Origin of the sequence: Paraburkholderia sp. RAU6.4a (assembly GCF_050435625.1) — a bacterium.
Classification (GTDB): domain Bacteria; phylum Pseudomonadota; class Gammaproteobacteria; order Burkholderiales; family Burkholderiaceae; genus Paraburkholderia; species Paraburkholderia tuberum.
Window position 1 is genome coordinate 1,656,555 of the sequence record NZ_JBNDKQ010000003.1, and the last position, 18,624, is coordinate 1,675,178.

The 18,624-nt window shown below is 60.3% G+C and carries 7 protein-coding genes, 2 tRNA genes, 3 rRNA genes and 2 pseudogenes; 12 read left to right on the forward strand and 2 right to left on the reverse strand.

The window, feature by feature from the left end:
• Positions 1 to 54 precede the first annotated feature (54 nt).
• The 5 genes and pseudogenes from OKW40_RS32255 (at position 55) to OKW40_RS32275 (ending at position 6,145) form a co-directional block, all read left to right on the forward strand.
• On the forward strand, positions 55 to 966 hold the full coding sequence (locus OKW40_RS32255; RefSeq protein WP_429493294.1) for a LysR family transcriptional regulator: 912 nt from the start codon (positions 55 to 57) through the stop codon (positions 964 to 966).
• A 180-nt stretch (positions 967 to 1,146) separates the two neighbouring features.
• Entirely contained in the window at positions 1,147 to 2,646 is a 1,500-nt protein-coding gene (gene amaB, locus OKW40_RS32260; protein ID WP_429493295.1) for an L-piperidine-6-carboxylate dehydrogenase, read from the forward strand.
• Positions 2,647 to 2,802: 156 nt separating this feature from the next.
• The gene (locus tag OKW40_RS32265) at positions 2,803 to 3,975 is read left to right on the forward strand and encodes an NAD(P)/FAD-dependent oxidoreductase (protein WP_184068948.1); all 1,173 of its coding nucleotides are present in this window, start codon (positions 2,803 to 2,805) and stop codon (positions 3,973 to 3,975) included.
• Between the two features lie 14 nt (positions 3,976 to 3,989).
• Positions 3,990 to 4,415 (forward strand): annotated as a pseudogene (locus tag OKW40_RS32270) (aminotransferase class I/II-fold pyridoxal phosphate-dependent enzyme); the annotation flags it as partial.
• Positions 4,416 to 5,041: 626 nt separating this feature from the next.
• On the forward strand, positions 5,042 to 6,145 hold the full coding sequence (locus OKW40_RS32275) for a YjgN family protein (RefSeq protein WP_429352600.1): 1,104 nt from the start codon (positions 5,042 to 5,044) through the stop codon (positions 6,143 to 6,145).
• A 331-nt stretch (positions 6,146 to 6,476) separates the two neighbouring features.
• Here OKW40_RS32275 and rpoD read toward each other — a convergent pair whose 3' ends face one another.
• Entirely contained in the window at positions 6,477 to 8,471 is a 1,995-nt protein-coding gene (rpoD, locus tag OKW40_RS32280) for an RNA polymerase sigma factor RpoD (protein WP_090808526.1), read from the reverse strand.
• Positions 8,472 to 9,192: 721 nt separating this feature from the next.
• Between rpoD and OKW40_RS32285 the strand changes: the two genes are divergently transcribed.
• The 5 genes from OKW40_RS32285 to rrf all read left to right on the forward strand — a co-directional run bounded on the left by OKW40_RS32285 (position 9,193) and on the right by rrf (position 14,536).
• Positions 9,193 to 10,725, forward strand: a 16S ribosomal RNA gene (locus tag OKW40_RS32285).
• Positions 10,726 to 10,799: 74 nt separating this feature from the next.
• Positions 10,800 to 10,876: transfer RNA gene (locus OKW40_RS32290), tRNA-Ile, on the forward strand.
• Positions 10,877 to 10,929: 53 nt separating this feature from the next.
• A tRNA-Ala gene (locus tag OKW40_RS32295) sits at positions 10,930 to 11,005 on the forward strand.
• Between the two features lie 347 nt (positions 11,006 to 11,352).
• Positions 11,353 to 14,234 (forward strand): 23S ribosomal RNA (locus OKW40_RS32300).
• Between the two features lie 188 nt (positions 14,235 to 14,422).
• Positions 14,423 to 14,536 (forward strand): 5S ribosomal RNA (gene rrf, locus OKW40_RS32305).
• The 16S, 23S and 5S rRNA genes sit together here with 2 tRNA genes alongside, the layout of an rRNA operon.
• 333 nt (positions 14,537 to 14,869) lie before the next feature.
• On the opposite strand, the gene OKW40_RS32310 is transcribed toward rrf, so the two are convergent.
• Positions 14,870 to 15,331 carry a hypothetical protein gene (locus OKW40_RS32310; RefSeq protein ID WP_184062015.1) on the reverse strand — a complete coding sequence of 154 codons (462 nt, stop codon included), beginning with the start codon at positions 15,329 to 15,331 and terminating at the stop codon, positions 14,870 to 14,872.
• Positions 15,332 to 15,726: 395 nt separating this feature from the next.
• Here OKW40_RS32310 and OKW40_RS32315 point away from each other — a divergent pair.
• Both OKW40_RS32315 and OKW40_RS32320 read left to right on the forward strand, forming a co-directional pair.
• A pseudogene (locus tag OKW40_RS32315) lies at positions 15,727 to 17,043 on the forward strand (Zn-dependent hydrolase); the annotation flags it as partial.
• Between the two features lie 7 nt (positions 17,044 to 17,050).
• Positions 17,051 to 18,541: a M81 family metallopeptidase gene (locus OKW40_RS32320; protein ID WP_429493296.1), complete on the forward strand. Its 1,491-nt coding sequence runs from the start codon at positions 17,051 to 17,053 to the stop codon at positions 18,539 to 18,541.
• The last annotated feature ends 83 nt before the right edge of the window (positions 18,542 to 18,624 follow it).

Genomic DNA, 18,624 nt, shown 5'->3' on the forward strand with positions numbered 1-18,624 from the left:
CACCCGGTTAAGATGAAAGTTTGCTTTGCGCATGCTTCGCTAGCAGCTTTCATCATGCACTTCGATTTCGTCGATTTACGCCTGCTCCTGCATATCGCCGACACGCGCAACCTCGCGCGTGCGGCGGAGCGTTCGCACCTGTCGGCGCCGGCCGCCAGCAACCGGGTCAAGAATCTCGAGGAGCAGCTCGGCATCAAGCTGCTCTATCGAACCAGCCAGGGCGTGACGCCGACACCCGCGGGCGAAGCCTTCGTGCATCACGCGCGGCTCGTGCTCGAACGCGTCGAGCATCTGGCCGGCGACATGCAGGAGTATGGCGAGGGCATCAAGGGCCACGTGCGCATCTGGGCCAACACGACCGCGATCAGCGAGTTTCTGCCGGCCGTGCTGAGCCGTTTCCTGCGCGGTCACCCGGACGTGAACATCGATCTGCGCGAAGTGCTGAGCGGCGAGATCGTCAAGGGCGTCGCCGACAGCGCGACCGATATCGGGATCGTCGCGGGCAATGTGCATGCCGAGCATCTGCAGATGCTGCCATATCGCGACGATCGGCTCGTGCTGGTTACGTCGTGCGAGCATCCGTTTGCGAGACAGGCGTCGGTCGATTTTTCGCAGGTGCTGAACGCGAACTTCGTGAGCCTGCCGACGTCGAGCGCGATTCACGCGTTCATCACGAGTGCCGCCGATGCGCTCGGCGCGCGTCTCAAACTTCGCATCCAGGTCGGCAACTTCGAGGCCGCGTGCCGGATGATCGAGGCGGGTGTCGGAATCGGCATCGTGCCGGAGTCGGTCGCGCTGCGGCACAGAAAGACGATGCAGATCGCGATCGTCGGCCTGAACGATCCGTGGGCCGTGCGCAAGCTGAAGATCTGCGTGCGCAGTCTGAAGGACTTGCCGCCGTTCGCGCGTGTGTTGGTCGACCGGTTGATGGCGGTGCTGGAGGAGGATGGCGGGTCAGATGCTTGACGCGGCTTGACGCGCGGGCGTGACACCCGCCCGAAGTCTGACGAAGTTTCCTTCTGGAAACATCGCCCCCCTTTTGTCAACCGGTATTTCATTCCCGACCATCTTCTTGCCGTCACAAAAACCCGCGTGTATAGTTTCCGAACTTACTCTTGTTTCGTATCGGAAATTAAAGGGGTTCACATGGACGCGTCCACTATCCTCGCCGATCTCGGCATTGCCCAAGCCGCGCAAGCCGGCGATATCGCCGTTCATTCGCCGATCACCGGCGAGCTCATCGGCCGTGTGGCCAGCCAGACGGCGGTCGAGGTCGACGCGGCGCTCGCCCGGGCCAAAGACGCGTTTGCCGTGTGGCGTAACGTGCCGGCGCCGCGCCGCGGCGAGCTGGTGCGGCTGCTCGGCAATCGGCTGCGCGAACAGAAGCAGGCGCTCGGCAGCCTCGTCTCGCTGGAGACGGGCAAGATCCTGCAGGAAGGCATGGGCGAAGTGCAGGAAATGATCGACATCTGCGATTTCGCGGTCGGTCTGTCGCGTCAGCTGTACGGTTTGACGATCGCGTCCGAGCGCCCGGGTCATCGGATGGCGGAGTCGTGGCATCCGCTCGGCACCTGCGTCGTGATCTCGGCGTTCAATTTCCCGGTGGCGGTCTGGTCATGGAATGCGGCGCTCGCGCTGGTGTGTGGCAACGCGGTGATCTGGAAGCCGTCGGAAAAGACACCGCTCTCGGCGCTGGCCGTGAACAGGATTCTCGAAGACGCGCTGAAGGAATTCGGCGACGCGCCAGCCGGCCTGGCCGCGTTGATCAACGGCGGACGCGACGTGGGCGAAAAGCTCGTGGCCGATCCGCGCGCGTCGATCGTCAGCGCGACGGGCAGCACGGAAATGGGTCGCAAGGTTGGCGTCGAAGTGGCGAAGCGCTTCGGCCGCTCGCTGCTCGAACTCGGTGGCAACAACGCCGGCATCGTCACGCAGACGGCCGACCATGAACTCGCGATGCGCGGCATCCTGTTCTCGGCGGTCGGTACGGCCGGTCAGCGCTGCACGTCGCTGCGGCGTCTGTTCGTGCACGACAGCGTGTACGAGAAGACGGTCGAGCGTCTGAAGCAGCTGTATAGCCGCGTGCCGATCGGCAATCCGCTCGACAAGGGCACGCTGATGGGGCCGCTGATCGACCGTCAATCGTTCGACCGCATGCAGGAAGCGCTGCAGCAGGCGAAGGCCGAGGGCGGCAACGTGTTCGGCGGCGAGCGAGTCGAAGTGAAGGGTTATGAGGGCGGCTACTACGTGCGTCCGGCCATCGTCGAGATGCCGTCGCAAACGTCGGTCGTGCTGAAGGAAACGTTCGCGCCAATTCTGTACGTGCTGCGCTATGCCGATTTCACCGATGCGGTCGAGGCGAACAATGCAGCGCATCACGGCTTGTCGTCGTGCGTGTTCACGAGCGACCTGCGCGAAGCGGAGCGCTTCCTGTCCGCGTCGGGCAGCGACTGCGGCATCGCGAACGTCAACATCGGACCGAGCGGCGCGGAGATCGGCGGTGCGTTTGGCGGCGAAAAGGAAACGGGCGGCGGGCGCGAGTCGGGTTCGGATGCATGGAAGGCGTATATGCGTCGCGCGACCAATACCGTGAACTACTCGTCGGCGTTGCCGCTTGCGCAGGGTATCGACTTCAATCTCGACTGAGCGCGCAAGTGTGACGTCGTAAACGTTGGCGGCGCATCGCGTTGATGCCGGTGCGCCGCCGTCGCCGTCCGGCGCGCCACAGCCGCGCGTTCCAGATAGCAATCCGTTTGCGCCGCCCGGCGTTCCGGAGCGGCCACGTTACTCGTGGAGTAAGACGTGAGTTCGAAAGTCGTGATCGTCGGCGGTGGGGTGATCGGCAGTTCGATTGCGTATTTCTTGCGGCTGTCCGATCCGACAGTCGGCGTCACGGTAATCGAGCGCGACCCGACCTATGCGCGTTCGTCGTCGGCCTTGTCGGCGGCGTCGATCCGGCAGCAGTTTTCTACGCCGCTTTCCATTCAGATGTCGCTGTTCGGCATCGAATTTCTTCGCTCGATCGGCGAGCGGCTCGAAGTCGACGGCACCCGGCCCTCGATCGATCTGCACGAAGGCGGCTACCTGTTTCTCGCGACGCCTGCCGGTGAAGCGACGCTGCGCGAGAATCACGCGCTGCAAAAAAGCCTCGGCGCAGATATCAGCCTGCTCGACACGCATGGCTTGCAAACGCGCTTCCCTTGGCTCAATACCGACGACCTCGTTGCCGGCGCTTATGGCGAAAGCGGCGAGGGCTGGTTCGACGGCTACGGTTTAGTACAGGCGCTGCGCAAGAAAGCGCAGGCGCTCGGCGCGCGCTATGTCGCGGCAGACGTCACCGCGCTGCATCGCGAGGGCAATCGCGTCACGCAGGTACAAACCGCGGACGGTGAGACCTATGCTTGCGACGTCGTCGTCAACGCGGCCGGCGCATGGTCGCGCAAGGTCGCACAGATGGTCGGCATCGATCTGCCCGTCTATGCGCGGCGGCGCAGTATCTTCAACGTCACGTCGCCGGCAAAGCTTGAACGCTGTCCGCTGCTGATCGATCCGAGTGGCGTGTACTTCCGGCCTGAAGGCAATTCGTATATCTGCGGCACGTCGCCGTCGGCCGATAACGATCCCGACGATCTACCGCTCGATGAAGTCGATCACGTGCTATTCGACGACGTGATCTGGCCGACGCTCGCCAATCGCGTGCCGCAATTCGAGGCGCTGCGCGTGCAGAACTGCTGGTCCGGCTATTACGAATACAACGTGCTCGATCAGAACGCGATCATTGGCCATCACCCGGATATCGATAACTGCATTTTCGCGAACGGCTTCAGCGGCCACGGTTTGCAGCAAGGGCCGGCAACCGGACGCGGCATCAGCGAATTGATTCTGCATGGCCGCTATGCGACGCTCGATCTCAGTTCACTAAGCTTTACGCGCGTGCTCGAAAACCGGCCGATCATCGAAAAGAACGTGGTGTAGCGCCTTATATGGCTCGATGCGCGGTCGCCAAGCAGACCGTCGATCTATGCAGCGCGCCCTGGACCCAGTCGATTGCCGCCGAGTACCTCGCGAGCGGCGGGTTGGAGCGGCATCTGCCGCGCATTGTCGATGCGTATTCCGTCAAATGCCGCGCGCTATGCGATGCGCTCGACACGCATCTCGCGCGGCACATCGCATTTCATCGTCCGGCCGGCGGCATGTTCGTGTGGGCGCGTCTGAACGCGGCACGCGATGCGTCCGACTATCTGCGCGTGTGCATCGAACAGAACGTGATGTTCGTGCCGGGTGTCGCGTTTTACAAGGACGCGGCCGATAGAGCTGCGCTGCGCCTGTCGTTTGCCGCGCCGGGTGCGGAGGAGATTGAAACCGGCGTGCACCGAATGAACCGCGCGCTCGAGCAGTACTGCGACGAGCAATAAAATCCTGATTGCATCAACACAATCAGTGGAATGCGGCAGATTACCCGGCGAGCATCTAATGTGCAGTCGGGTTTGTTTATCGAAATGCCAACAATTGTGGCGATTTAACAGAATTCACCGCATTCCTTATTAATCGCGAATCGCGTTGAGTTCGAATACGCAATCGTTTTCGTCCGCGCGTGCCTTCTATGAGAGCGACCGTGGCAAGCCGCAGATGAGGCCGCCCGGGATTGCCACGTCGAACGGCGCATACGCGCGAGTGGACCCTCAAATGATTGCCCCCAATGAAATCGTTATTGCACGCCTTAATTTCAAGATTATGCAATTCGAATAAATTCGGGCGTTGCCAAATCTTGTAATGGAAGTTGTCGATTTATATGCGGAAATGCCATTTATAAAGATAAGAAACCGTGTAATTATCGTGCTTGCCGGCCCGCTTCCGTTTTGCGTGATTCCCGGAATGTCTGAAAGACAGGTTTTACACGGGTTCGCGCCACACGAGTCGGCTTTCGCACGGGAAAGCATCGTCGCCCGTCGCGTTCGCCCATGCATGCCGCATATGAGTGCCGCACGAGAATGCGTGAGTGGGCCACAAAAACGTTAAATGAGGAAAAGGGGGCAACGCAATGAATTCACTCGACGAGAAGCGGCCGCTGCTGATCTACGACGGCACGCTTGGCGACCTCTACGGCATCTTTTTCAGAAACCTTGTGCTGCAAATCGTGACGCTCGGTATTTACCGCTTCTGGGCGACCACGAACAACCGCCGATATGTCTGGTCGCGCATGCGGTTTCAGGACGAGCGCTTCGAGTACACCGGCACCGGGGGCGAGCTATTCAAGGGCTTTCTGTTCGCGATCGTGGTCGTGTTCAGCGCGGTGGTCGCGGCTGGCGCGCTAAGCGTGGTCTTGCGCATGCTGACGAAAAGCGCGGCACTCGGTTGGCTGCCTGTCATCGCGTTGTATCTGCTGATCGTCGTGCTCGCGGCGGGTGCCTTTTTCGGCGCGCAGCGCTATCGGCTGAGCCGGACGCAGTGGTGCGGTATTCGCGGCGGCATGACCGGCTCGGCGCTCGGCTTCGGCGTGCGCGCGTTGCTGTACGCGCTGTTGTGCGTTGTCACGCTTGGCCAGATGACGCCGTGGACATCAATGCGTCTAATGGAGTGCCGCATCAACGCGAGCAGCTTCGGTAGCCTGGCGTTTCGCTTCAAGGGGCGCGCGTGGGTCGTCTACGGTCTGTTCCTCGTTACGTTCGTCGGCGTGGTCGTGTTGTTCGCGGTGCTGTTCATGGTGTTTCTGAAGGGCGCTCTCGCATCGATGCATGTCGGCCAGGTGCCGGGGGCGAGTACGGCGCCGTCGCGGGCCGCGCTCGGATCGCTGTTTTTGTTTTATGCGCTGTTCTCCATCGGCACGATGCTGATCCGCGGCTTCTATGTCGCCGCGCTGACGCGCCACGTGATGGGCAATACGTCGCTCGGCTCGCAATTGCATTTCGGCAGTAACGTCAGCGTGGCGCGTCTGCTCAGTTTGCAGTGCGGCAACCTTGCGATCATCGTGTTTACGCTCGGCCTTGGGGCGCCAATCGTGCTGCATCGGCTGATGCGGTTTGCCGTCGACACGCTGCAGGTTTCCGGCTACCTCGATCCGCATATGCTGGGGCAAAGCACCGTGGCGGCGCCGCTGACTGGCGAGGGCATGCTGAATCTGCTCGATCATGGTGGCGCCTTCTGAGATTGGACTCGCGTTGAGAGCGCGGCAATGGGCGGGGGGCGCACGATGTGCGGCAAGTAATGGGACACGCGACTCATCTCAGGCGCGAGCGCGAAACGCAGTACGCTCAATGAGTTAGCGCAGTCATGCGCAGGTTGTCCACAAGCTTGTTCCCAAAATCTGTGGACAACAGGGCGGGAAGCGAAGCGGAGAATTCGCGCCTGAAGAATTGTGGAAAGGTACGGCACAAAAGCAAACAGCGGGACTCACCGTCGACCGGTTCATCCCGCTGCTTGTGTATGACGATGTGGGCGGCTTGCCGTGCAGCGCGCACGGCAAGCGTGGCAAACGCTTATCGGTCGAGGAACGACTTCAGACGGTCCGCGCGGCTCGGATGCATGAGCTTGCGCATCGCCTTGCTCTCGATCTGGCGGATCCGCTCGCGGGTCACGTCGAACTGCTTGCCCACTTCTTCAAGCGTGTGATCCGACTTCGTGTTGATGCCGTAGCGCATGCGCAGCACCTTCGCTTCGCGCGGGGACAGAGAGTCGAGCGCGTCGTCGATCGCGGCACGCAGGTCGGCCTGCATCGCGGCATCCGCCGGCGACGATACGCCAGCGTCTTCGATCATGTCGCCCAGCGTCGCATCGCCGTCGTCGCCGACCGGCGTTTCGAGCGATACGGGTTGCTTCGCGATCTTCAGAATGCCGCGCACCTTCTCTTCCGACAGTTCCATGCGTTCCGCGAGCACCGCAGGATGCGCTTCCTGGCCGGTCTGCTGCAGGATCTCGCGCGAAATGCGGTTCAGCTTGTTGATCGTTTCGATCATGTGCACCGGCACGCGGATCGTGCGCGCCTGATCCGCGAGCGAACGAGTGACGGCCTGACGGACCCACCACGTCGCGTACGTCGAAAACTTCCAGCCACGACGGTATTCGAACTTGTCCACGGCCTTCATCAGACCGATGTTGCCTTCCTGGATCAGGTCGAGGAACAGCATGCCGCGGTTCACGTACTTCTTCGCGATCGAGATCACGAGACGCAGGTTCGCCTCGATCATCTCGCTCTTGGCCTTGCGCATCTTCGATTCGGCCGCGACCATCTGGCGGTTGATTTCTTTCAGATGCTTGAGCGGCAGCGATACCGTCGCTTCGATGTCGATGAGCTTCTGCTGTTCGGACTGGATGGCCGGCAGGTGACGCTCGAGCGCCGCACCATAGGTCGACGCGCCGGTGCGCGCGGCACGCTCGGTCCAGCCGAGGTCGGCCTCGCTACCCGCGAACGTTTCGATGAACTTCTCGCGCGGCATGCCGGCCTTCGAGACGACGATCTGCAAAATGTTGCGCTCGATCGCGCGCACTTGCGCGACCTGGCGCTGCACGTCGCCGCACAGACGGTCGATCGTGCGTGCGGTGAAGCGGATCTTCGCGAGGTGCTGCTGAATGTCTTCGCGTGCGCGCAGATAGGCCTTCGACGTGACGTCGCCGCGCGCGTGCGACGCGTTCATCTGGTCGTACAGAATGCCGACCTGGGCGAAGATTTCGAGGCAGTCGCTCGTGAGCTGCTTCAGGCGAGCTTCGTCCGCCGCCGACGAATCTTCCGGACCGACGTCGTCGTCTTCTTCGTCTTCGCTGTCTTCGTCGGCGTCGCTGACTTCATCGGCATCCGTGTCGGCGCTCGCGACTTCTTCCGCGGCGGCCGTCTCTTCATTCAGGCCGTCGACGAGTTCGTCGATGCGCAGCTCGCCGTCGACAACCTGCTGCGCGCTCGCGAGGATCGCGGAGATCGCGAGCGGGCACGCGGCGATCGCCTGCACCATTTCGTGCAGGCCGTCTTCGATGCGCTTCGCAATCGCGATTTCGCCTGCGCGGGTGAGCAGCTCGGTCGCGCCCATTTCGCGCATGTACATACGCACGGGGTCGGTGGTGCGGCCGAACTCGGAGTCGACGGTCGACAGCGCGACTTCGGTTTCCTCGTCCGCCTGGTCGTCCGACACCACGGCGGGGGAATTCGAGTTGAGCAGCAGCGTTTCCGCGTCCGGGGCCTGCTCGTAGACCTGCACGCCCATGTCGCTGAACGCGCTGACGATGCTGTCGATCGCGGCGGTTGCGGTGAAGTTGTCGGGCAGGTGGTCGTTGATCTGCGCGTGGGTCAGGTAGCCTTGCTCTTTACCCAGCTGGATCAGTGCGCGCATCAGGCGCTGGCGTTCTTCGGCTTGTTGCGGCAGCAGCTCGGCTGCCACGGGAATCGCTTTGCCGGCGCCCTTGCCTTTGGCCGAACGGCCGGACGGAACTTTGGCAGTGAAGGCGGTGTCGTGTTGCGAATCTTCGCGATCGAAAGGGTTCACGTAATTTCCTCTAGAGGCTTCGCTATGAGACGCAAGACGCTACCGTCAGGCGTTTCGAGCAGGGCTCAGCATCACCTGATGTGACTCAACGCGGTTGTTGGGCTGTGCTCTGGGGAGCAAAAAAGATGAGCCCGCTCGAAGCGGGCCGATGGACATGCGAAATTTTGCGCGGCTCGCATTATATACGAGCTTGGGGGTTCGCGCTCATGGGTGCACATCAAATCATCGTCGCTGTTGTCGCAGGCATTGCGTGAGGCTACGCAGGTGCATAGTCCGTGGCCATGCGCGCGGCCTAACCTAGATAGGGGCGAGTTGCTCCTTGCGCAAGGGGGCTCGATGTCGTTTTCCTGTATATGGAGTCGTATCCTCGCATGCTGTCCCCAAAAGAAATTCGCAGAAGGGTATTGACGTGTTGTTGACCGCTCTCCATAATCTCGCTTCTCTGCTGCAGACGCAGCGACGCAAACGAAGCGGTGCCGGGTAGTGGTGGTTCAGGCGCGGCGGGTTTGGCGGACCGATCTTTAAAAACTAACAGTCGATAAGTGTGGGCGCTTGATGCGGAATGCGGCGGCGGATTCTCCGGAGTCTGCTGTCAGGCAGAAGTATCAGAAGCCTCACACAGTATTGGAGGAAGGTTTGTCTGTCGAAAGACGGATCAATCATCGTCAGTACGTTGAGTGAGCGACCGGGTTCGAGAGAGCCCGAACACAGTAACAGGTTTGAACTGAAGAGTTTGATCCTGGCTCAGATTGAACGCTGGCGGCATGCCTTACACATGCAAGTCGAACGGCAGCACGGACTCCGGTCTGGTGGCGAGTGGCGAACGGGTGAGTAATACATCGGAACGTGTCCTGGAGTGGGGGATAGCCCGGCGAAAGCCGGATTAATACCGCATACGCTCGGGAGAGGAAAGCGGGGGATCTTTCGGGACCTCGCGCTCAAGGGGCGGCCGATGGCAGATTAGGTAGTTGGTGGGGTAAAGGCCTACCAAGCCGACGATCTGTAGCTGGTCTGAGAGGACGACCAGCCACACTGGGACTGAGACACGGCCCAGACTCCTACGGGAGGCAGCAGTGGGGAATTTTGGACAATGGGCGCAAGCCTGATCCAGCAATGCCGCGTGTGTGAAGAAGGCCTTCGGGTTGTAAAGCACTTTTGTCCGGAAAGAAAACCTCGTGGCTAATATCCGTGAGGGATGACGGTACCGGAAGAATAAGCACCGGCTAACTACGTGCCAGCAGCCGCGGTAATACGTAGGGTGCGAGCGTTAATCGGAATTACTGGGCGTAAAGCGTGCGCAGGCGGTGCTGTAAGACCGATGTGAAATCCCCGGGCTTAACCTGGGAACTGCATTGGTGACTGCAGCGCTGGAGTATGGCAGAGGGGGGTGGAATTCCACGTGTAGCAGTGAAATGCGTAGAGATGTGGAGGAACACCGATGGCGAAGGCAGCCCCCTGGGCCAATACTGACGCTCATGCACGAAAGCGTGGGGAGCAAACAGGATTAGATACCCTGGTAGTCCACGCCCTAAACGATGTCAACTGGTTGTCGGGCCTTCATTGGCTTGGTAACGTAGCTAACGCGTGAAGTTGACCGCCTGGGGAGTACGGTCGCAAGATTAAAACTCAAAGGAATTGACGGGGACCCGCACAAGCGGTGGATGATGTGGATTAATTCGATGCAACGCGAAAAACCTTACCTACCCTTGACATGTATGGAATCCTGCCGAGAGGCGGGAGTGCCCGAAAGGGAGCCATAACACAGGTGCTGCATGGCTGTCGTCAGCTCGTGTCGTGAGATGTTGGGTTAAGTCCCGCAACGAGCGCAACCCTTGTCCCTAGTTGCTACGCAAGAGCACTCCAGGGAGACTGCCGGTGACAAACCGGAGGAAGGTGGGGATGACGTCAAGTCCTCATGGCCCTTATGGGTAGGGCTTCACACGTCATACAATGGTCGGAACAGAGGGTTGCCAAGCCGCGAGGTGGAGCCAATCCCAGAAAACCGATCGTAGTCCGGATCGCACTCTGCAACTCGGGTGCGTGAAGCTGGAATCGCTAGTAATCGCGGATCAGCATGCCGCGGTGAATACGTTCCCGGGTCTTGTACACACCGCCCGTCACACCATGGGAGTGGGTTTTACCAGAAGTGGCTAGTCTAACCGCAAGGAGGACGGTCACCACGGTAGGATTCATGACTGGGGTGAAGTCGTAACAAGGTAGCCGTATCGGAAGGTGCGGCTGGATCACCTCCTTTCCAGAGCTGTGCATTCATTGCACTCAAGTGCTCACGCTTATCGGCTGTGGTTAGAAGCAACGCAGGCAGGCTCAGGGTCTGTAGCTCAGCCGGTTAGAGCACCGTCTTGATAAGGCGGGGGTCGATGGTTCGAATCCATCCAGACCCACCAGTGTCTTGTCTGGTGAGCTGAAGGGCTGGGGCCGCTGGACTATCTGTGGGACTGGGGGATTAGCTCAGCTGGGAGAGCACCTGCTTTGCAAGCAGGGGGTCGTCGGTTCGATCCCGTCATCCTCCACCAATCCTCAATGCGCAGGGTTCTGCATGAAGGCAGAGCGTTGCGCATTGGCGATTGAGCCAGTCAGAGCGGTATGAGGCACAGGCTTCATACCGGCTGCCGTTCTTTAACAATCAGGAAGAAGTAGTAAAGAGATTCACGAAAGCATACCTGGAGATGGGTGTGTGAGTAGGTGAATCAGGGTTGTGATTGTATCGATGTATTTTAAAGGTGATCGAGAGATCGCTTTGGAATACGGCGCAACACGAATACTCAACCTGTAGCGAGTGCGTCTATCCCCTCCGGGGATGGGACCCACGTTAAGCGCTAAAGCGCTAACGTGGGTCGACACAGAGACACACCCGTTATAGGGTCAAGCGAACAAGTGCATGTGGTGGATGCCTTGGCGATCACAGGCGATGAAGGACGCGGTAGCCTGCGAAAAGCTCCGGGGAGCTGGCAAACGAGCATTGATCCGGAGATGTCCGAATGGGGAAACCCACTCCTAATGGAGTATCCGTAGCTGAATCCATAGGCTGCGTGAGGCGAACGCGGTGAACTGAAACATCTAAGTAACCGCAGGAAAAGAAATCAACCGAGATTCCCAGAGTAGTGGCGAGCGAAATGGGATCAGCCGGTACACGTTATCTGTATTGTTAGTCGAACGCTCTGGAAAGTGCGGCCATAGCAGGTGATAGCCCTGTAGACGAAAACAGCATGGAAGAACTGGGTGTACGAGAAGTAGGGCGGGACACGTGAAATCCTGTCTGAAGATGGGGGGACCATCCTCCAAGGCTAAATACTCGTGATCGACCGATAGTGAACCAGTACCGTGAGGGAAAGGCGAAAAGAACCCCGGGAGGGGAGTGAAACAGATCCTGAAACCGCATGCATACAAACAGTCGGAGCCTCTGCGAAGGGGTGACGGCGTACCTTTTGTATAATGGGTCAGCGACTTACATTCAGTGGCGAGCTTAACCGATTAGGGCAGGCGTAGCGAAAGCGAGTCCGAACAGGGCGTCCAGTCGCTGGGTGTAGACCCGAAACCAGGTGATCTATCCATGGCCAGGTTGAAGGCACGGTAACACGTGCTGGAGGACCGAACCCACTAACGTTGAAAAGTTAGGGGATGAGCTGTGGATAGGGGTGAAAGGCTAAACAAACCTGGAAATAGCTGGTTCTCTCCGAAAACTATTTAGGTAGTGCCTCGTGTCTCACCTTCGGGGGTAGAGCACTGTCATGGTTGTGGGGTCCATTGCGGATTACTACGCCATAGCAAACTCCGAATACCGAAGAGTGCAATCACGGGAGACAGACATCGGGTGCTAACGTCCGGTGTCAAGAGGGAAACAACCCAGACCGCCAGCTAAGGTCCCCAAATATGGCTAAGTGGGAAACGAAGTGGGAAGGCTAAAACAGTCAGGAGGTTGGCTTAGAAGCAGCCACCCTTTAAAGAAAGCGTAATAGCTCACTGATCGAGTCGTCCTGCGCGGAAGATGTAACGGGGCTAAGCCATATACCGAAGCTGCGGATGCACAGTAATGTGCATGGTAGGAGAGCGTTCCGTAAGCCTGCGAAGGTGCACTGGAAAGTGTGCTGGAGGTATCGGAAGTGCGAATGCTGACATGAGTAGCGATAAAGGGGGTGAAAGGCCCCCTCGCCGTAAGCCCAAGGTTTCCTACGCAACGTTCATCGGCGTAGGGTGAGTCGGCCCCTAAGGCGAGGCAGAAATGCGTAGCTGATGGGAAGCAGATTAATATTTCTGCACCATTGTGAAATGCGATGGGGGGACGGATCGCGGAAGGTTGTCCGGGTGTTGGAAGTCCCGGTCCTTGCATTGGAGAAGGCGCTTTGGCAAATCCGGGCGCAGAATTCAAGGGTGCGAGGCGAGCCACTTCGGTGGCGAAGCAACTGGAAGGGGTTCCAGGAAAAGCCTCTAAGCTTCAGTTTCACAGTGACCGTACCGCAAACCGACACAGGTGGGCGAGATGAGTATTCTAAGGCGCTTGAGAGAACTCGGGAGAAGGAACTCGGCAAATTGGTACCGTAACTTCGGGATAAGGTACGCCCTCATAGCCTGACTGGCCTGCGCCAGAAGGGTGAAAGGGTTGCAATAAACTGGTGGCTGCGACTGTTTAATAAAAACACAGCACTCTGCAAACACGAAAGTGGACGTATAGGGTGTGACGCCTGCCCGGTGCCGGAAGATTAAATGATGGGGTGCAAGCTCCTGATTGAAGTCCCGGTAAACGGCGGCCGTAACTATAACGGTCCTAAGGTAGCGAAATTCCTTGTCGGGTAAGTTCCGACCTGCACGAATGGCGTAACGATGGCCACACTGTCTCCTCCCGAGACTCAGCGAAGTTGAAGTGTTTGTGATGATGCAATCTCCCCGCGGCTAGACGGAAAGACCCCATGAACCTTTACTGCAGCTTTGCATTGGACTTTGAACCGGTCTGTGTAGGATAGGTGGGAGGCTATGAAGTTGGGACGCCAGTCTCAATGGAGCCGTCCTTGAAATACCACCCTGATCTGTTTGAGGTTCTAACCTTGGCCCGTGATCCGGGTCGGGAACAGTGCATGGTAGGCAGTTTGACTGGGGCGGTCTCCTCCCAAAGTGTAACGGAGGAGTACGAAGGTACGCTAGGTACGGTCGGAAATCGTGCTGATAGTGCAATGGCATAAGCGTGCTTGACTGTGAGACTGACAAGTCGAACAGGTGCGAAAGCAGGTCATAGTGATCCGGTGGTTCTGTATGGAAGGGCCATCGCTCAACGGATAAAAGGTACTCTGGGGATAACAGGCTGATACCGCCCAAGAGTTCATATCGACGGCGGTGTTTGGCACCTCGATGTCGGCTCATCTCATCCTGGGGCTGTAGCCGGTCCCAAGGGTATGGCTGTTCGCCATTTAAAGAGGTACGTGAGCTGGGTTTAAAACGTCGTGAGACAGTTTGGTCCCTATCTGCCGTGGGCGCTGGATATTTGAAGGGGGCTGCTCCTAGTACGAGAGGACCGGAGTGGACGAACCTCTGGTGTACCGGTTGTCACGCCAGTGGCATCGCCGGGTAGCTATGTTCGGAAGAGATAACCGCTGAAAGCATCTAAGCGGGAAACTCGCCTTAAGATGAGATATCCCCGGGGCTTCGAGCCCCTTGAAGGGTCGTTCAAGACCAGGACGTTGATAGGTCAGGTGTGCACGTACAGTAATGTACTGAGCTAACTGATACTAATTGCCCGTAAGGCTTGATCCTATAACAGGTGTGTCTCCCCGAAGGGGATTGGTGTGAACTCCCGCGGGAGCTCACAGAAACGCACGGTTGGGATTCAGTGTTGTGCCAGAAACAACACAACCCCCCACACTCGAATCCTTTACGCTTCTTCCCGATTGGCTGTGGCGCAACCGGTTGACTCCAGCCCTGCGACGCAGCAACCCGTCATGCCTGATGACCATAGCGAGTCGGCCCCACCCCTTCCCATCCCGAACAGGACCGTGAAACGACTCCACGCCGATGATAGTGCGGATTGCCCGTGTGAAAGTAGGTAATCGTCAGGCTCCCCCCCAGTCAGAAACCCCACCCGCCGCGGTGGGGTTTCTGCGTTTACGCGGCCGACTTTGCGCGCTGTATCCGTCAGCGCAAGGTTACGCGTTCTGACATCCAGCGAGCCGTCGCACTGCCGCAGCGGATCTCGCTCACCTCGTCCTGATCTCTCGCAGCGTTGTTGGTCTCGTACTAAATTCCAACTTCTGACGGGTTATGCTGACGGATACTGCGCGCTTCACTACTTTCCGATCCGCAACGCATCCGCGTAATCCGGCGACTTCCGACGCGGTCGTCCAAAATCCGTGTCCCTCTGGCTCAGCCGGTCAGCACCTCCTCCAAACACGCTAAGCCCGCTTACGCGCCGGCGCTCGATCGGATCCCCCTGCGATAAAGCGGTCGAGTCTTTCGCTGGCCTCCGTAATCGCCCAAAGCGGAGCGCGATGCAGCTGCCGATCGTAGCTCGTTGCGATCGATGCAAAGAGCGCGAATCCCGCTTCGTCAAGTTTCCATTCGTTGCGTTCCCGACCTGCGTCGAACATCATCGCCGAGGCGCGGTCCGCGGCGTGGAGCTCTTCGTGGCTCATCGAGCCAAAGCCGGCATCAGCGAGGTAGCTGGTCAACAGCATGATCTGCGTGACCGTCTGCGCATCGCTCTTCGTACCGAGGCCGCGGCGCAGTGCGTCGAGCGACAGATGAACTCGCAACGCGAGATCGTCGGCGATCTGGCGCGCGATGGGCAACAGCATGGCTTTGGCATGCCGCGCGCGGGCGGCGCCAGTGTTGCGGAAAGGAATTGGTTGTGCCATGGAGATCCGAGGGGTTTGCCTGAGCACATGCAATAACGGCGCGCTTCGCAAAAGGTTGAGCCTTCATTGCGTTTTAGCCGCTTCCTTCGACGAAAACGTTTGCTGGCGGCCACTTGCGCGCAGATTGCCGGCACGTCGCGGCGTCCGTCTTCGAGCGAATTGACACCTACATCGCCCGCGATGCGCCGTTCACTCCCCACGAATCCAGCGGCTTTGCTTCCTATGCTTGCCCACGGAAAGGCGTCGCGCCGCATTGCCACCTCGCGCGCGTCCGGCCATCTACCTCGGCGAAACCTCTCTATCATGACGATTGGAACAACCTCGGCCAGCAAGCCGGAACGGAGCAAGTCCCGCCGGCAAGCGCCATCCAGCTGTCTTCGACCCGAGATGCATCGATGCAGACTCATTCATCCAACGTTGTCTCGACGCCCGCCGATTTGCGGATCGACGGCGCGCGGCTGTGGGACTGTCTCATGCAGCTCGCGCGGATCGGCGCGACCGACAAACGCGGTGTCTGCCGTCCAGCACTGACCGGACTCGACCGTGAGGCACGCGATCAGTTCATCGCGTGGACGAAGGAGATCGGCCGCACGGTGCCGGTCGACGCGATCGGCAATATTTTCGCGCGGCGGACGGGGCTGCGTGACGATCTGCCGCCCATAATGACGGGCAGCCATCTCGACACGCAGCCGACCGGCGGCAAATTCGACGGCAATTATGGTGTGCTGGCAGGGCTGGAGGTGCTGCGCCCGCTGGCCGAGGCCAACGTGCAGACCATCGCGCCGCTCGAGGTTGCCATGTGGACCAACGAGGAGGGCTCGCGATTCTTGTCGGTGATGATGGGCTCCGGCGTGTTCGCCGGCGCATTCACGCTCGAGCACGCGCTAGCGCAACGCGATCGCGACGGCGTAGCGGTGCGCCACGCGCTAGCGGCGATCGGCTATGCCGGCGAGCATCGCAAGTCGCACGCTGTCGGCGCATATTTCGAGGTGCATATCGAACAGGGGTCCGTGCTCGAAGCGCACGACAAGGTCATCGGCGTCGTGCAGGGCGCGCTCGGGCAGCGCTGGTACGACCTGACCGTGCACGGCATGGAAGCGCACGCGGGGCCGATGGCGCTGCGCCGCGACGCGCTGCTCGTCGCCGCGGATCCGATCCATGCGGTGAACCGTATCGCACTCGATCACGCGCCGCATGGGCATAGCACGGTCGGCTGGCTCGACGTGCATTCAAACTCGCGCAACGTCATTGCGGGCCGCGTGAAATTCAGCGTCGACCTGCGCGCAGCCGATGACGCATCGCTCACTGCGATGGACCTAGCATGGCGTGCAGCGTGCGCGCAGGCGGGCAGCAATGGGGGCAACGCCGCCATCAACGCCGCCGCCACCCGCGCGAGCAGCAGCTTGGACGCCCCCATCACTATCGACATCGAGCAGGTCGTCTACTTCCCGCCGCAGCGATTCGCCGCGCAATGGATCGCCGAGGTCAGACAGAGCGCGGAGCGGCTCGGTGTGTCGTCGATGGACGTGATCAGCGGCGCGGGCCACGACGCCGCCTATCTCGCGCGCGGCGCACCCAGCGCGATGATCTTCGTTCCCTGCAAGGACGGCATTAGCCACAACGAAATCGAGGACGCGCGCGCCGATCATCTGGAAGCCGGCTGCAATATGCTGCTGCAGGTGATGCCGAGCGCGGCGTCGAGAACGGGAGCATGCGCGCATGAAGGTCCTGATCGCACGAATGAACCACGAGACCAACACGTTCTCGCCAGTAGAGACCCCGCTGGCCGCATTCGGCCGCAACGGTCCGAGCTACGGCCGCGCCGCGTTCGACGAAAACAAGGGCATGCAAACCGCGATGGCCGCGTTCATCGACGCCGCCGAGCGCGTGCATGCCGAAATCGTGACGCCGATCTCCGCCATGGCGAATCCGAGCGGGCCGGTCGACGCCGCCGCCTACGATACGATCTGCGACGCGATCGTGGCAGCCGCGACGGGCTGCGACGCGGTGATGCTCGATCTGCACGGCGCGATGGTCGCCGAGAACTCGACCGACGGTGAAGGCGATCTGCTCGGGCGCGTGCGTGCGTCGCTGCCGCACGCGCCGATCGCGGTCGCGCTCGATCTGCATGGCAACGTCACGCAAAAAATGATCGACAACGCCGACGTCATCGTCAGCTTCAAGACCTATCCGCACGTCGACATGTACGAGACTGGCGCACATGCAGCGCGCTTGCTGTTCGACATGATCGAGGGCCACGCGAAGCCGGTGATCGCGTGGCGTCAGCCGCCGCTGCTCACGCACACGCTGCGCAGCGCGAGCGTTGACGGCGCGATGAAACGCGCGCTCGATGCCGCGCGCGCCGCCGAGGCCGACGGCATGCTCGCGGTGTCGGTGCTGGCCGGCTTCTCGCTCGCCGATATCGAAGCGCCATGCATTAGCGTCGTCGTCGTGGGCAATGGCGAGCGCGCGGATGCGGAGGCGGTCGCCGAGCGCATCGCGCGGCAGATCTGGGACGAGCGCGACGATTTCGTCTATCGCAGCGCGCCGCTTGCCGAATCGGTCGCGCGGGCGGCGTCGCTGGCACGCGCCGCCGATAAACCGGTGCTAATGCTCGATCACGGCGACAACTGCATGTCGGGCGGCACGTGCGACACGATGGATTTGCTCGAGGAAGCGTTGAGGCAGGGCCTCGAAGGCATCGTCAGCGGGCCGTTGTGCGATCCGCAGGCGGTCGCGGCCCTGGCGGCCTCGGGTGTCGGTAGCACGGTCACGCTCGCGATCGGCAACAAGCTCACAAACGATGCATTGCCCTCGCGTTCGCCGCTTGCCCTGACCGGCGTCGTGCGCGCGCTGACCGACGGCGAATACTTGATCAGCGGCCCGACCTACACCGGCCAGCGCGCGTACATGGGGCGCGCGGCAGTGCTCGACACCGGCACGGTGAAACTCGTCGTGACCGAACGAACGCATGAGCCGTGGGATCTCGGCGTGTTCGAGAGCGTCGGCATCGATCCGCGCCGCGCGCGTTTTCTGCTGCTCAAATCACGCATGTATTGCCGGCCGGTTTTCGTGCCGATCGCGGAGGCACTCGTCGAATGCGATAGCCGCGGCGTCACGAGTTCGGACTATGGTCTGTTCAGCTTCGAGCACGTGAAGCGGCCGGTTTATCCATTGGACCCTCACACCGAATGGACCGCGACGAACTGATCAACATGCATGCGTTTCGATAAGTCGCGGCAAGGGGTGTTGGGAGCAAATAGAACTGTCCGGTTTTATAGCAAATGATTTGT